Origin of the sequence: Xanthobacter autotrophicus (genome assembly GCF_030015065.1) — a bacterium.
GTDB lineage: Bacteria > Pseudomonadota > Alphaproteobacteria > Rhizobiales > Xanthobacteraceae > Xanthobacter > Xanthobacter autotrophicus_D.
The window spans coordinates 72,650-87,695 of sequence record NZ_JAIVFN010000001.1 but is presented as its reverse complement, the minus strand read 5'-3'; the positions used below and the strand labels follow the sequence as shown (position 1 = coordinate 87,695).

Sequence of the window (15,046 nt, the reverse complement as noted above, 5' to 3'; positions counted from 1 at the left end):
GCTATCCCAGCGCCACCAGCGCCGCCCCGGCGGCAATGAGGACGACGCCGAGGCTCGCGAGCGCGCTCAGGCGCTCGCCCAGGAACACGATGCCGAAGATGGCGACCAGCACCACGCTCAGCTTGTCCACCGGCGCCACCCGCGCGGCGTCGCCGAGCTTCAGCGCGCGGAAATAGCACAGCCACGACGCTCCGGTGGCAAGGCCCGACAGGATCAGGAAGATCCACGTGCGCGCCGGGATCTCGCCGGGCGCCTGCCAGGAGCCGCCGAACCCCACCATCGCCGCCACGAGCGCAAGGATGATCACCGTGCGCAGCAGCGTCGCGAGGTCGGAATGGATATTCGCCACCCCCACCTTGGCGAAAATGGCGGTGAGCGCCGCGAACGCGGCGGACAACAGGGCCCAGAACAGCCAGGAGCTGGAAAGACCGGAGGGCAAAGGCGCAACGCTCGCGGCGGCGAGGTCCCTATGGTAGGTAATGCGCATAGTGTGCGAGGTATTACCAAATGGCCAGCACGGTGACACGCAAAGGACAGGTGACGGTTCCCAAGCGGGTGCGCGATCTGCTCGGCATCACGCCGGGCAGCGCGGTGGAGTTCCGGCTGGAGGGTGATCGTGTGATCTTCACCAAGGTTGGGGAGGACGCGCATCACGGCCGGTTCGCAAAATTGCGCGGCCATGCGGGGGCGGGCCTCAGCACCGACGCCATCATGGCGCTCACTCGCGGCGAGCGATGAGCCGGCGGCGATGACCTTCGTGGATACTAACGTGCTGCTCGATCTGGTGACGGACGATCCGGTCTGGGCGACGTGGTCGGAAGAGCATCTCGAAGCGGCAGCGCTGGACGGTCCGCTCCTCGCCGATCCCATGGTGTATGCCGAGCTGTCCGTGCGTTATGCCCGTGTCGAGGCGGTGGACGAATTTTTCACAGTCGCCGGCATCACCCTCGTCGAGACGCCCCGCGCGGCGCTCTTTCTGGCAGGCAAGATCTTCGGCCAATACCGCAAGGCGGGCGGCTCCCGCACGGGCGTGCTGCCGGACTTTCTCATCGGAGCCCATGCCGCCATCGTCGGGCGACCGCTCCTGACTCGGGATCGCGGCCGCTACGCGACCTATTTTCCCACAGTGACCTTGATCGCCCCTTCGCTCTAGAGCACGCGCCGATCAGCTTGATCGGGCACCGCGTTCTCTTTCTTGAATTTAGAGGGCGATTCACCGATCAGATTGATTCAATCTGATCGGATCGCGCTCTAAGATCACCGGCATTCGACTCTCCTCGCACCCGCTCCGGTCCATGCCCGATCCCGGCTTCATCCATCTGCACGTCCATTCCTCCTATTCGCTGCTGGAGGGGGCACTTTCCATCGGCAAGCTGGCCGACCTCGTGAAGGCGGACGCGCAGCCGGCCATTGCCCTCACCGATACGGGCAACCTCTTCGGCGCGCTGGAGTTTTCCGAAAAGATGGCGGGCGCGGGCATCCAGCCCATCGCCGGCGTGTCCCTCGCCCTCGACCTGCCGGAGCCGGCGGGCCCGCGCGGGGCGATCCGGCCGAAGCGGCCGCGCATCGTGCTGCTCGCCCAGTCGGAGCCGGGGTGGCGCAACCTGATGCGCCTCGTTTCCCGCTCGTTTCTGGAAACCGCGAGCGAGGACGAGCCGCGCATCCTGCCCGACTGGCTCGCCGAGGCCCATGACGGCCTCATCGCGTTCACGGGAGGGCCGGCCGGCCCCATCGACAAGGCGCTGGTGTCCGGCCATCCGGAGCTGGCGGCGGAGCGGCTCGACCTGCTCGCCTCCCTGTTCGGCGACCGGCTCTATGTGGAGATCCAGCGCCACGACACCGACGCCGAGCGCCTCGCCGAAGCGGGACTGCTCGACCTCGCTTATGCCAAGGGCATTCCGCTCGTCGCCTCCAACGAGCCCTTCTTCGCCAGCCAGACCGACTATGAGGCCCATGACGGGCTGCTGTGCATCGCCGAGGGCCGCTTGTTGTCGGAGGGCGACCGGCGCCGGCTGACGCCCGAGCACCGCTTCAAGACCCGCGCCGAAATGCTCGCCCTGTTTGCCGACCTGCCCGAGGCCACGGCCAATACGGTCGAGATCGCCCAGCGCTGTGCCCATCGGGTGCGCACCGTCAAGCCCATCCTGCCGCGCTTCACTTCCGGCGGGGGGGAGGGGGATCCCCTCGCCGAGGAGGCCGCCGAGCTGGAACGGCAGGCGAAGGAGGGCCTTGCCCAGCGCCTCGCAAAGCACGGGCCGGCGCCGGGGCTCGACATCGCCACCTACGAGGAGCGGCTCGCCTACGAGCTTTCCGTCATCACCAAGATGAAGTTCCCCGGCTACTTCCTCATCGTGTCGGACTTCATCAAGTGGGCCAAGGCCCACGACATCCCGGTGGGGCCGGGGCGTGGATCGGGCGCCGGCTCGCTGGTGGCCTATTCGCTCCAGATCACCGACCTCGACCCCCTGCGCTTCGGCCTGCTGTTCGAGCGGTTCCTGAACCCGGACCGCGTGTCCATGCCCGACTTCGACGTGGACTTCTGCCAGGAACGCCGCGACGAGGTGATCCACTATGTGCAGGAGCGCTACGGCCGCGCCCAGGTGGCGCAGATCATCACCTTTGGTACCCTCCAGGCGCGCGGCGTGCTGCGCGACGTGGGCCGCGTGCTGGAGATGCCGTACGGGCAGGTGGACAAGCTCTGCAAGCTGGTGCCGCAGAACCCGGCCAATCCGGTCACGCTGAAGCAGGCCATCGAGGACGAGCCGCGCCTCCAGGCCTCGCGCGACCAGGAAGAGGTGGTGAAGCGCGCCTTCGACATCGCGGTGAAGCTGGAGGGGCTCAACCGCCACGCCTCCACCCATGCGGCGGGCATCGTGATCGGCGACAGGAAGCTGCACGAGCTGGTGCCGCTCTATCGCGATCCCAAGTCCGACATGCCGGTCACCCAGTACAATATGAAATGGGTGGAGCAGGCCGGCCTGGTGAAGTTCGACTTCCTGGGCCTGAAGACGCTGACCACCATCGACAAGGCGGTGAAGCTGGTCCACCAGCGCGGCATCGAGCTCGACATTTCCAAGATCCCGCTGGACGACCCCAAGACCTACGCCATGCTCGGCAAGGGCGAGACGGTGGGCGTGTTCCAGGTGGAAAGCGCGGGCATGCGCCGCGCGCTGGTGGACATGAAGGCCGACCGGGTGGAGGACCTCATCGCCCTCGTGGCGCTGTACCGGCCCGGCCCCATGGCCAACATCCCGGTCTATTGCGATTGCAAACACGGCCGCGCCCAGCCGGATTATCTCCATCCCATGCTGGAGCCCTATCTGAAGGAGACGTTCGGCGTCATCATTTACCAGGAACAGGTGATGCAGATCGCCCAGGCCATGGCGGGCTATTCGCTGGGTGAGGCCGATCTGCTGCGCCGGGCCATGGGCAAGAAGATCCGCGCCGAGATGGAGAAGCAGCGCGAGCGCTTCGTGTCGGGCGCCGCCGGGCGCGGCATCGAGAAGGCGCAGGCGGACACCATCTTCGACCTGCTGGCCAAGTTCGCCGACTACGGCTTCAACAAGTCCCACGCCGCAGCCTACGCCCTCGTCGCCTACCAGACGGCATGGCTGAAGGCGAACTACCCCACCGAGTTCCTCGCCGCCTCCATGACCCTCGACATGGGGAACACCGACAAGCTTGCGGAATTCAGGCAGGAGGCCCAGCGCCTCGGCATCGAGGTGGTGCCGCCCAATATCAACCTGTCGGCCCGCGAATTCGCGGTGAAGGATGGCAAGATCATCTACGCCATGGCCGCCATCAAGGGCGTGGGCGGGGCGGCGGTGGATGCGCTGGTTCAGGCGCGCGGCGATAAGCCCTTCAAGAGCTTTGCGGATTTCGCCTCTCGCCTGCCGGTGAAGCTGGTCAACAAGCGCACGCTGGAAAGCCTGATGGCCGCCGGCTGCTTCGACGTTCTGGAGAAGAACCGGGCGCGGGCGTTCGCCGCCATCGAATCCATCGTGGCCGAGGCCCAGCGCGTGGAGGCGAACGCCCAGTCCGGCCAGAACGACATGTTCGGCTCCGGCCCCTCGGCGGCGTCCCTGCCCATTCCGGAGGCGGCGCCCTGGCTGCCGTCCGAACGGCTGCAGAAGGAATATGACGCCATCGGCTTCTTCCTCACCGGCCATCCGCTGGATGACTATGCGGATGCCCTGAAGAAGATGCGGGTGCAGTCCTTCGCCGACTTCTCCCGTGCGGTGCGCTCGGGTGCGGCGGCGGGGCGGCTTGCGGCCACCGTGGTGTCCAAGCAGGAGCGGCGCACCAAGTCGGGCACCCGCATGGGCATCGTCGGCCTGTCCGATCCCTCGGGCCATTACGAGGCGGTGATCTTCTCCGAAGGCCTCGCGCACTATCGCGACCTTTTGGAACCGGGCACGCCGCTGCTGATGATGGTGGCCGCCGAGCTTCAGGGCGAGGACGTGCGCGTGCGCATCAATTCCTGCGAGAAGCTCGATCCCGTCACCGCCCGCCACCAGAAGGGCCTGCGCATCTTTCTGCGCTCCCCCGAGCCCATCGAGGGCATCGCCCGCCGCCTCGCCGACGGCAAGGCCGCAGATGCGGGATCGGGCGAGGTCAGCCTGATCCTGCTGGTGGAGGATGCGCGGGCCGAGGTGGAAGTAAGCCTGCCCGGCAAATATCCCATTTCCCCGCAGATCGCCGGGGCCATCAAGGCCATCCCCGGGGTGGTGTCGGTGGAGGCGGCTTAGGACCGGCGCCGATCAGGTTGCGATGAAAGTTGATCGGCGCGTGTTCTAGAGCGCGATCCGATCAGATTGAATCAATCTGATCGGTGAATCGCCCTCTAAGCTCAAGAAAGAGAACGCGTTGTTCGATCAGCTTGCGATGCAAGCAGATCGGCGCGTGCTCTAGAATCCTCCCCCGCAAGCGGGAGAGGGGGCTGGAGCGCCAAGGCCGGCGCTGTCGTTCACCCGAGCATGTGCGGCGCTGTCTATTCGGGCTATACAGGCCGCACGGCGCTTTCCCGGCAAGAGGACATCATGACTTCCGACTGGCTCGTGGCGCGGCGCGTCGCCGTCGCCTGCATCGTCCTTGCGCTCGCCTATTTCTCCTTCAAGATCATCGACGTGTTCCTCCAGGTGTTCGCGGCCATGCTGGTGTCGCTGGCCCTGCACGCGCTGGCGGAGCCGTTCGCGCGCCTCACCCGTTTTCCCGAGCGCTACGCGGTATTCCCGGTTGCGCTCCTGGTGTTCGGCGGCATCGGGCTCACCCTCCATCTGTTCGGCTCCACCATCCAGGTGCAGATCGCCGAGCTGATCAATGAACTGCCCGCCGCCTGGCGCGCCTTCGAGCAGCGCTTCCACCTGGAAGGCATGGGCGACGACCTGCTGCGCCGGGCCGAGGCGGCTGCGCCCTCCGGCGAGACGGTGATCTCGGCCGTGCAGGGGCTGACCAGCAACCTGTTCCAGGTGGTGCTGGGCAGCTTCCTGGTGGTGGTGGGCGGCATCTATTTCGCCGCGTCGCCGGACCTCTACCGGCGCATGTTCCTGTCGCTCTGGGCCGAGGCCGACAGGCCGGCGGTGGCGCTGCGGCTCGCTGCCGTGTCCGAGGACCTGCGGCATTTCCTGAAGGCGCAGCTCATCGCCATGGTGGTGGTGGGCGTGCTCACCTTCATCGGCCTCACCATCGTGGGGGTGCCTTCGGCGCTGGCGCTCGCCTTGTTCGCAGGGCTCGCCGAGTTCGTCCCCATGATCGGGCCTGTGGTGGCCGCGGCACCCGCCGTGCTCATCGCATTGACGCTGGGCGTCGATTCGGGGCTGTGGACCCTGCTGGTCTTCGTCATCGTGCAGCAATCGGAGAGCAACGTGATCACCCCGTTGCTCCAGCAGCGCATGGTGTCGCTGCCGCCCGCGGTGACGCTGTTCGCGGTGGTGGCGTTCGGCAATGTGTTCGGCGCCCTCGGCGTGGTGCTCGCCACGCCGCTCACCGTGCTCGCCTTCGCCGCCTTCAAGGCCCATGGCGAGCAGGAGGCGAAGCCGGAAAACGGGGTCGGAACCACAACTCTTTGATCCACTAGAAAGCGCCGACCGGCGGCTTTAATTCGGCAGCACGAGGCTGCCGGACGCCCGGTCGAAGCGCCACATGGCGCCGGGCTGGAGATGCGTTCCGCCGATGGAGCGGTCCACGGCATTCTCGCAGGCATGGTCGAAGCCGCCCTTCAGCGCCGCCGCGCCCGCGGGCGTCAGCGCGATCTCGGCCGCGGCATAGGTGCGGTAGCTGCGCTCGGCTGCGCTGTCGCTGCCGGGGGAAAAGCGCATGCCCGCCGCTTCGCTGGAGCGGAACGGCAGGCCGGAAATCAGCGGCTCGTGGGCGAAGGCGAGGCCGTCGAGGCGCAGGAAGAACGGCAGGTCGGCGAGGAACTGCGCCTCGTCCATGGAATGCACGGCGGCATAGAGGTGCGCCACCTTCACGGGTCCGTCCTGAAGCTGCCGCAGGATGCGCTCCTCGGTCAGCGACAGCCCGCTCTTGGGCGCCGGCAGCTCGGCGATGAGCCGATGGAGCGCGGGCGCCAGATGGGGCAGCACCTCATAAACGCGGGACACCTGCGACCTCGAGAGGAAAGTGGCGAGCGGGCGCGGCGTGGGGGCGGTGAAAGCGTCCCAGGCCTCGCGCGCGGTTTCCAGCTGGAGGTGGCTGACCGGCGCGCGGGCGGTCTCCAGCGCGCGCACACTGTCGGGGTCCATCATCCCCAGATAGTGGGAGGCCTGCACCAGGCTGATGCCCATGCGCTCCGGCTGGTGGGCGAAATAGGCGAGGACCTGGATCAGCTGGAGCTGGTCGAACAGGTCATGCTCGAACCACAGCTCCACCTCGCGGTAGGCCACATGCACCTCCACCTGCGCGTCGCGGTGGGCGAAATCCGCCCGGACCTCGTCGAAGGGCAGCCCCAGCGCCTGCGAGAGGAAATCGGCGCGCACGTCCGACACCTCCTCGAGGTCGGTGCCGGGCGGGACCGGTCCGTCGTGGAGCATATCCTGCCACGGCAGGATATGGCCCCTGATCCCCGCCGCGCGCAGGCGATCAGCCGCGGATTCACCGTTGGTGACAATGAGCTTCGGCATAATCCGTGCCCTCCGTCCTCCCCCGGGCCGCCCTGGTGTTGTTCTGGCGTCGGCAGCTCCGGAACGGACAGCTTCACCCGCGACCGCGGTAGGGCGCAACCCCCGTATCCGGCAACCACACGCCCTCGGCCAGCTTTCCGGTCTGCCAGAACACGTCGATGGGGATGCCGCCGCGCGGATACCAGTAGCCGGCAATACGCAGGAAACGGGGCTGGAGCAGGTCCACCAGGCGCTTGCCCACCGCCACGGTGCAATCCTCGTGGAACGCGCCGTGGTTGCGGAAGCTGCCCATGTACAGCTTGAGAGACTTCGACTCCACGAGGAACTGGTCGGGCACATAGTCGATGACGAGGTGCGCGAAATCCGGCTGCCCCGTCACCGGGCACAGGGAGGTGAATTCCGGGCAGGTGAAGCGCGCCACATAGTCCACGTCCGGATGCGGGTTCGGCACGCGGTCGAGCACGGCTTCCTCGGGAGAAGCAGGCAAGGCGGCGCTGACGCCGAGCTGGAGCGGGCGATCGGTCATATCTCGTTTCCTGCGGCGGAAGAGCGGGTGCTCTACCCGCGCCGGCCGTAATGTTCAACCGCCGTCCGGCCGATTTGCGGCGAAGCGCCGTTCAGCCTCTTCGCAGGCGCAAAAGATCGCGCTAGAAGCGGCACGCCTGAGAGGCTGGGGCCTTCGGGTTTCCCGGTGGCGGCCGGGGCAGGGGCGAAAATTTGTCCTTCCCATTCGCCGTGCCGCACGGGACGACGCAGGGAAGGAGTCTTCATGACCGCCATCGTGGACATCATCGGACGCGAAATTCTGGACAGCCGCGGCAATCCCACCGTGGAGGTGGACGTGGTGCTGGAAGACGGCTCGCTCGGTCGCGCCGCAGTGCCCTCGGGCGCATCCACGGGCGCCCACGAGGCGGTGGAGCTGCGCGACGGCGACGCCGGCCGCTATCTCGGCAAGGGCGTCGGCATGGCGGTGGACGCGGTCAACGGCGAGATCTTCGACGCCATCGGCGGCTATGAGGCCGAGGACCAGGCCCACATCGACGCCGCCCTCCTCGCGCTGGACGGCACCCCCAACAAGGGCCGCCTGGGCGCCAACGCCATCCTCGGCGTGTCGCTCGCCGTCGCCAAGGCCGCGGCCGAATCCAAGGGCCTGCCGCTCTATCGCTATGTGGGCGGCGTCAATGCCCGCGTGCTGCCGGTGCCCATGATGAACATCATCAATGGCGGCGCCCACGCGGACAACCCCATCGACTTCCAGGAATTCATGATCCTGCCCGCCGGCGCCCCCTCCTTCGCCGAGGGCCTGCGCTGGGGCGCGGAAATCTTCCATACCCTGAAAAAGGGCCTGAAGGACGCCGGCCACAACACCAATGTGGGCGACGAGGGCGGCTTCGCCCCCAACCTCGCCTCCGCCGAGGCGGCGCTGGAATTCGTGCTCAAAGCCATCGAGAAGGCCGGCTTCAAGCCGGGCGACGACGTCTATCTCGGCCTCGACTGCGCCTCCACCGAGTTCTTCAAGAACGGCGTCTACAATTATGAGGGCGAGGGCACGGTGCGCGACATCGAGTCCCAGGTGGCCTACCTCGCCGAGCTCGTGGCCAAGTATCCCATCGTCACCATCGAGGACGGCATGGCCGAGGACGACTGGGTGGGCTGGAAGCTCCTCACCGACACGGTCGGCTCCAAGTGCCAGCTGGTGGGCGACGATCTGTTCGTCACCAACGTGGAGCGCCTGTCGCGCGGCATCAAGGAGGGCGTGGGCAACGCCATCCTGGTGAAGGTCAACCAGATCGGCTCCCTCACCGAGACGCTGGACGCGGTGGAAATGGCCCACAAGGCCGGCTACCGGGCCGTCATGTCCCACCGCTCGGGCGAGACCGAGGATGCCACCATCGCCGACCTCGCGGTGGCCACCAATTGCGGGCAGATCAAGACCGGCTCGCTGGCCCGTTCCGACCGCACGGCCAAGTACAACCAGCTGTTGCGCATCGAGCAGGAACTGGGCGACAGCGCCCGCTACGCCGGCAAGACCGCGCTGAAGGCGCTGGCCTGAAGCCTCAAACCGCGGAACCCCTCTCCCTGCAAGGGGAGAGGGGGCCGCCCTCAATCCGCCCGGTGCACCGCCACCGGGTCGCTGGCCGGGAAGCTCTCCTCCAGCGCCTCATCGAGCCGGTCGCTGAGGTCCTGCTTTTCCTCGACCGCATCATGGGCGTGCTTCAACGCCACGATCTGCGTCAGCAGGGTATCGCGCCGCTGCGCCAGTTCGGCGATGGAGCGGCCGGCGGCTTCCGCCGTCACGCCTTCAACCAGCCTCGCCTGAAGCTCCGGCGTCATATTCGGCGTGCCGAGATCGTCCCACCACGTCTCCACCGCAGGCAAAAGGTGGTGCATGAAATGGGCAAGGCCACCTTGGCCGCCGCCCAGATGGAAGGTCATGTGCTGGCCCATGAGCGCCCAGCGCAGACCGGGGCCTTCGCAGACGGCCGCATCCACGTCCGCCACTGAAACCACGCCCTGCTCCACCAGATGGATGGCCTCGCGCCACAGGGCCGCCTGCAGGCGGTTGGCCACGTGGCCGGCGACCTCCTTGCGGATCTCGATGGGGTGCTTGCCCATGGCCCGGTAGAAATCCATGGCGGTGGCGATGGCCGCGCGGCTCGCCTTTTCGCCGCCCACCACCTCCACCAGCGGGATCAGGTGCGGCGGATTGAACGGGTGGCCGATGATGCAGCGCTCGGGATGGCGGCAGCCCTCGGCGATGCGGCTCACCAGCAGGCCGGAAGACGAGGAGGCAATCACCACCTGCGGCGGCAGTACCGCGTCGATGGCGGGAAACAGCTTCTGTTTCAGCTCGTAGCGCTCGGGCGCGTTCTCCTGCACGAAGTCCACGCCCGCCACCGCCTTCACCGGATCGGCCTCGAAGCGCCAGCTCGTGGGGTCGATCGCGCCTTCGCCGCCGAGCTCCATCAGGATGGGCCAGGCGGCAGAGATGAGGCGCTGGGTGGCCTCGGCGGCACCCGGCGCCGGATCGCTCACCACCACGTCGAGCCCGCGGGACAGGAACAGCGCGGCCCAGCTCGCGCCGATGGTTCCCGCCCCGATCACGGCGACGCGGCGGACGGGATGGTCGGAAACGGACATGGCGTGCTCCTGCCTGAGGCGCGTGGAATTTCGAGCCTTCTAACAGGAGGCGAAGCGCGGATGCAGTCCCGCGACGGTATGGCTGGGTTGAATGAAGGGACGGTTCAGCGTCGCGGAATTTCGCCGAGCAGGTCGCGCATGCCCAGCCACACGATCTGCACGCCAATGGCGAACAGGATGAAGGCGAACAGGCGCACCAGCACGTTGGTGCCATTCTTGCCGAGGACACGCTCGATGGTGGGAGCCTCGCGGAAGGCGAAATAGACGGTCAGCGCCACCGCCAGAAGCCCGGCCACCGCCCCGACCAGGGACGACAGCGACATGACAAGGTCGGTCTGGAAGGTGGATTTGTGGCTGGCCGCAAGCGCAATGGTGGTGGCGATGGAGCCGGGGCCGACGGTGAGCGGCAGGGTCAGCGGATAGAAGGCCTGATCCTGGGCGTGGGCGTCGTCCAGCGGCGTTCCGTCCGCGCGCTTGGCAGGCTCGTCGCCCTGGTGCAGCAGGTTCCAGCCGACCGAGGTCACCACCACGCCGCCGGCCACCCGCAGCACCGGCAGGGTGATGCCGAAGAACAGCAGCACCTGCGCGCCGATGGCAAGCGATCCGAGCAGCAGCAGGAAACCGTAAATGGCCACGCTGCGGGCCAGTGCGTCCCGCGTCTGCTTGGAGCAGCCGCGCACGAAATTGAGGAAGATGGGTGCGCCGCCGAGCGGATTGACGATCGGGAAGAGGGCCGCGAAGACGGCGATGAAGATATTCAAGGCATTGCTGAAATAGCTCACGCGGCTCCCCCCGGACGCCTCGTTCGACGCCGCTATTTGTCCACCCGCTCCCAGCCGTGGGGCGTCAGGCGCTCCTGCGGAAGATAGCGGCGCTTATAATCCATCTTGCGCGAGCCCTGCACCCAGTAGCCGAGATAGACGTAAGGCAGCCCCATCTGTCGCGCCCGGATGATGTGGTCGAGGATCAGGAAGGTACCGAGAGAACGATTCTGCACCTGAGGGTTGTAGAAGGAATAGACCATGGACAGGCCGTCGACGAGGACGTCCGTCAGCGCCACCGCCATGAGGTCGCCGGTGCCGCGGGGAATGATGCGGCTGTCCGGCCCGCGCTTGCGATATTCCACGAGACGGGTGTGGACGTGGGTGTCCTCCACCATCATCGCGTAGTCGAGCACGCTCATGTCGGCCATCCCGCCGGTGCCGTGGCGGGCGGTGACGTAGCTGCGGAACAGGGCGTACTGCTCGGAGGTGGGGGTCGCCGGCTTGATCTGGCCGATGAGGTCCGCATTCTCCAGCTGGATGCGACGGAAGCTGCGGCTTTCCTTGAAGTCGTCCACGCAGATCCGCACCGAGACGCAGGCCTTGCAGCCTTCGCACGCCGGGCGATAGGCGATGGACTGGCTGCGGCGGAACCCCCCTTGCGTGAGCACGTCGTTGAGGCTGGCCGCCCGGTCGCCCACCAGGTGGGTGAACACCTTCCGCTCCTCCCGCCCCGGCAGGTAGGGGCAGGGGGAGGGGGCCGTCAGATAGAATTGCGGCGTATCGCGCGGATGCTCGCTCACGGCACTCGTGCCTCAGGAAAAGACAGCATCGCCGCTGCGCGGGAAGAGGTCAAAGGCGAAGGTGCTCCTAAGGCGAAAAATCAGCTCCGGCGCCGCAGTGCATCCGCCCGCTGGCTGTTGTTCACCACCACGGTGCCCACGAGGAAATCGTGCAGCAGCCGGCGCCGGTCGTTGAACAGGGCAACCAGCAGCACGAATGGCGTGAACACCGAGACCGACACCCAGAAGCACACCGCATGCACCGCGCCGAGCAGCGCATAGCAGGGAGCGCCGTACCAGGTGCGGACCTCGATATCCATGAGTCGCATGCCGAGCGTCGCCGAGGCGGGCGAGCCGAGGGTGAGGGCGTTGTAGGCGAGCGCCGTGATGACGAAGGTCGGCCAGATGAAGAAGAACGCGATCCAACTCAAGCCCAGCGTCACCACGCCCATCAGCAGGACGAAGATATAGAAAAGCACCACGGCGCCGAAGATCAGGATGGCATCGACGAGGAAGGCCATGAGTCGCCGGGAGAGCACGCCCTCGAAATATTCCGGCTGGGTCACCGGATCGTAGGCATGGGGAGGCGCCGCGTCGGAGAGACCGATGCGCGGCGGCTCGCGGGACGTGTCGCTGGTGTTGCTCATGGGTCAATGGCTCCTTCCGACACCTTCAGGTGGTGTGGCCGGACCTGCGGCGCAAGATCGCGGCAGGCCTCCCCCGTTTGCGCCCGCGGCGCACGTCACCAGTCAGCGCCTTCGGCGCCCATCACCAGTCGGCGCCTCCGGCGCCCATCACCAGTCGGCGCCTCCGGCGCCCATCACCAGTCGGCGCCTCCGGCGCCCAGGCGTTGGACCGGCAGGCCTTCGCTCTCCAGCGCCTTCTGGATCAATTCGACATGGGCCTGGTCGCGTGTCTCCACCGTCAGGTCGAGGCGGGTGCCCTTGGCCGGCACGTCGAGGAAGGTGCGGCGGTGATGCACCTCCAGGATGTTGGCGCCGAGCTTGCCGAGCAGCGTCGCGATGCGCCCCAGCATGCCCGGCCGGTCGAGGATGGTCAGGCGGAAGGAGACGATGCGCTCCTCCCGCTCCAGCTCCCGCAGCAGGATGCCGGCGATCATGCGCGGGTCGATGTTGCCGCCGGAGACGACGAGGCCCACCGTCTTGCCGCGGAAACGTTCCGGCTCGGCGAGCAGGGCGGCGAGGCCGGCGGCGCCGGCGCCCTCGGCCAGCGTCTTCTGGTGCATGAGGAAGGCGTTCACCGCCCGCTCCAGCGCGGTCTCGTCCACCAGCACCACATGGGGCACGAGGCGCCGCACCACCTGGGAGGTGATGACGCCCACATTGCGCACCGCGATGCCTTCGGCCAGCGTCGGCCCGCCGCAGGGCCGCGCCTCCCCCGTCATGGCCGACCACATGGCGGGATAGAGCTGGGTCTCGACGCCGACCACCTCGGTCGCGGGGGAGCGCCCGGCAAAGGCCAGAGCCATGCCGGCGATGAGCCCGCCGCCGCCGATGGGCACCAGCACCGCGTCCAGCGGCGGCGCGTCCTCGATCATCTCAAGACCGAGCGAACCCTGGCCGGCGATCACGTCCGCGTCATCATAGGGGTGGACGAAGACGCGGCCCTGCGCCCTGGCGATGCGCTCGGCCTCCTCGAAGGCGTCGGCTACCGTCTCGCCGAACAGTACCACCTCGGCGCCGAAGGCCTCGGTGGCGGCCACCTTCACCTGCGGTGTGGTCTCCGGCATGACGATGAGGGTGGAAATCTTCAGCCGTGTGCCGTGATAGGCCACCGCCTGGGCATGATTGCCCGCCGACATGGCCACGACGCCCTGGCGCGCCTCCTCGGGCGTGAGGCGTGCCAGCTTCACCAGCGCGCCCCGCTCCTTGAACGAGGCGGTGACCTGGAAGTTCTCGTACTTCACGTACACGTCGGCGCCGGTCAGGGTGGACAGGCGCGGGGCGTGCAGGGTGGGGGTGCGCAGGACGGCGCCGCTCACCAGCGCGCGCGCCGCCTCCACGTCCGCGAAGGTCACGGGCAGGTCGCCGTTCAGGCTGCCTTTGGCGACGGCGGAGGCTGTCATATCGTCTCTCCCGGCGCGGGCCTCACCCCTGCGCGGCCAGCCGCTCGGCAACGCGCGGCGCGAAATAGGTCAGGATCCCGTCGGCGCCGGCGCGCTTGAAGGCGAGCAGGCTCTCGGGAACAATGCGGTCGCCATCCACCCAGCCGTTGCGGATGGCGCCCTCGATCATCGCGTATTCGCCCGACACCTGATAGGCGAAGGTAGGCAGGCCGAAGGTCTCCTTCAGCCGGTAGACGATGTCGAGATAGGGCAGGCCGGGCTTTACCATGAGCATGTCGGCGCCTTCCTCCACGTCGAGGGCGGCCTCGCGGATGGCTTCCAGCCCGTTGCCGGGGTCCATCTGGTAGGTGCGCTTGTCGCCGGAGAGGGTCTTGGCGGTGCCGATGGCGTCGCGGAACGGGCCGTAGAAGGCCGAGGCATACTTGGCGGCGTAGGACATGATCTGCACGTCCTCGAAGCCCGCCGCGTCGAGCCCGGCACGGATGGCGCCGACCCGCCCGTCCATCATGTCGGAAGGCGCGATCACGTCGGCCCCGGCTTCCGCCTGCACCAGCGCCTGCCGCACCAGCAGGTCCACCGTCTCGTCGTTGAGGATGCGCCCGTCCTCCAGCAGGCCGTCATGGCCGTGGCTGGTGAAGGGGTCCAGGGCCACGTCGGTGATGAGGCCGATTTCGGGGATCTCGGCCTTGATGGCGCGCAGGGTCTGGCAGACCAGGTTGTTGGCGTTCAGCGCCTCGCTGCCGGTGGGGTCCCGCAGTGTGGGGTCAACGTAAGGGAAGATGGCAAGCGCCGGGATCCTGAGCTTCGCCGCCATGTCCGCCGCGCGCACCGCCTCGTCCACGGTCAGGCGCTCCACGCCCGGCATGGAGGGGATGGGGGCGCGGGTGGCGGTGCCGTTCATCACGAAGATCGGCCAGATCAGGTCGTCCACCGTGAGCGTGTTCTCGCGCACCAGCCGCCGCGCCCAGTCGGTCTTGCGGTTGCGCCGCGGGCGATGGACGAGGTCGAGCCCCGGCGCGCGCGCCGGCTCGGCTTCGGAAACGGGACGGATGCGGGGCGTGGTGAAGGCCATGGTGCGCTCGTTGTTCCGGGGCGCCCATGTGCGGGCGCGCTTTGCTCCTTATAGCCGCCCGGGCGCCGCCCTGCGAGGGCAGG

General features: G+C 67.7%; 14 protein-coding genes. 5 read left to right on the top strand and 9 right to left on the bottom strand.

What is annotated here, in order from left to right:
- Position 1: 1 nt before the first annotated feature.
- The gene (locus K9U40_RS00390) at positions 2 to 487 is read right to left on the bottom strand and encodes an EamA family transporter (protein WP_282888338.1); all 486 of its coding nucleotides are present in this window, start codon (positions 485 to 487) and stop codon (positions 2 to 4) included.
- 20 nt (positions 488 to 507) lie between these two features.
- Here K9U40_RS00390 and K9U40_RS00385 point away from each other — a divergent pair, with 20 nt between their 5' ends.
- The 4 genes from K9U40_RS00385 to K9U40_RS00370 all read left to right on the top strand — a co-directional run bounded on the left by K9U40_RS00385 (position 508) and on the right by K9U40_RS00370 (position 6,068).
- Entirely contained in the window at positions 508 to 738 is a 231-nt protein-coding gene (locus K9U40_RS00385) for an AbrB/MazE/SpoVT family DNA-binding domain-containing protein (protein WP_282888337.1), read from the top strand.
- 10 nt (positions 739 to 748) lie between these two features.
- On the top strand, positions 749 to 1,153 hold the full coding sequence (locus K9U40_RS00380; RefSeq protein WP_282888336.1) for a type II toxin-antitoxin system VapC family toxin: 405 nt from the start codon (positions 749 to 751) through the stop codon (positions 1,151 to 1,153).
- A 142-nt stretch (positions 1,154 to 1,295) separates the two neighbouring features.
- Positions 1,296 to 4,748 carry a DNA polymerase III subunit alpha gene (gene dnaE / locus K9U40_RS00375; protein ID WP_282888335.1) on the top strand — a complete coding sequence of 1,151 codons (3,453 nt, stop codon included), beginning with the start codon at positions 1,296 to 1,298 and terminating at the stop codon, positions 4,746 to 4,748.
- A 291-nt stretch (positions 4,749 to 5,039) separates the two neighbouring features.
- Positions 5,040 to 6,068, top strand: coding sequence for an AI-2E family transporter (locus tag K9U40_RS00370; protein WP_282888334.1), 1,029 nt, complete (start codon positions 5,040 to 5,042; stop codon positions 6,066 to 6,068).
- Between the two features lie 27 nt (positions 6,069 to 6,095).
- On the opposite strand, the gene K9U40_RS00365 is transcribed toward K9U40_RS00370, so the two are convergent.
- Together K9U40_RS00365 and queF are read right to left on the bottom strand one after the other, a co-directional pair.
- The gene (locus tag K9U40_RS00365; protein WP_282888333.1) at positions 6,096 to 7,121 is read right to left on the bottom strand and encodes a DUF1835 domain-containing protein; all 1,026 of its coding nucleotides are present in this window, start codon (positions 7,119 to 7,121) and stop codon (positions 6,096 to 6,098) included.
- 73 nt (positions 7,122 to 7,194) lie between these two features.
- A complete protein-coding gene (queF, locus tag K9U40_RS00360; RefSeq protein WP_282888332.1) occupies positions 7,195 to 7,647 on the bottom strand; it encodes a preQ(1) synthase in 453 nt (150 codons plus the stop codon).
- A 243-nt stretch (positions 7,648 to 7,890) separates the two neighbouring features.
- On the opposite strand from queF, the gene eno reads away from it, so the two are divergent.
- Positions 7,891 to 9,174 carry a phosphopyruvate hydratase gene (gene eno / locus K9U40_RS00355; protein WP_282888331.1) on the top strand — a complete coding sequence of 428 codons (1,284 nt, stop codon included), beginning with the start codon at positions 7,891 to 7,893 and terminating at the stop codon, positions 9,172 to 9,174.
- 50 nt (positions 9,175 to 9,224) lie between these two features.
- On the opposite strand, the gene K9U40_RS00350 is transcribed toward eno, so the two are convergent.
- From K9U40_RS00350 to hemB, 6 genes are all read right to left on the bottom strand, one after another.
- Positions 9,225 to 10,262 carry a 3-hydroxyacyl-CoA dehydrogenase NAD-binding domain-containing protein gene (locus tag K9U40_RS00350; RefSeq protein ID WP_282888330.1) on the bottom strand — a complete coding sequence of 346 codons (1,038 nt, stop codon included), beginning with the start codon at positions 10,260 to 10,262 and terminating at the stop codon, positions 9,225 to 9,227.
- A 104-nt stretch (positions 10,263 to 10,366) separates the two neighbouring features.
- The gene (locus tag K9U40_RS00345; RefSeq protein ID WP_282888329.1) at positions 10,367 to 11,044 is read right to left on the bottom strand and encodes a MarC family protein; all 678 of its coding nucleotides are present in this window, start codon (positions 11,042 to 11,044) and stop codon (positions 10,367 to 10,369) included.
- A gap of 32 nt (positions 11,045 to 11,076) precedes the next feature.
- On the bottom strand, positions 11,077 to 11,826 hold the full coding sequence (locus K9U40_RS00340) for an arginyltransferase (RefSeq protein WP_282888328.1): 750 nt from the start codon (positions 11,824 to 11,826) through the stop codon (positions 11,077 to 11,079).
- An 80-nt stretch (positions 11,827 to 11,906) separates the two neighbouring features.
- Positions 11,907 to 12,452, bottom strand: coding sequence for an RDD family protein (locus tag K9U40_RS00335; protein ID WP_282888327.1), 546 nt, complete (start codon positions 12,450 to 12,452; stop codon positions 11,907 to 11,909).
- A 173-nt stretch (positions 12,453 to 12,625) separates the two neighbouring features.
- Positions 12,626 to 13,891 (bottom strand): threonine ammonia-lyase, encoded by a 1,266-nt coding sequence (locus K9U40_RS00330; RefSeq protein ID WP_282888326.1) that lies wholly within the window; start codon positions 13,889 to 13,891, stop codon positions 12,626 to 12,628.
- A gap of 22 nt (positions 13,892 to 13,913) precedes the next feature.
- Positions 13,914 to 14,963, bottom strand: coding sequence for a porphobilinogen synthase (hemB, locus tag K9U40_RS00325; RefSeq protein WP_282888325.1), 1,050 nt, complete (start codon positions 14,961 to 14,963; stop codon positions 13,914 to 13,916).
- Between the last annotated feature and the right edge of the window lie 83 nt (positions 14,964 to 15,046).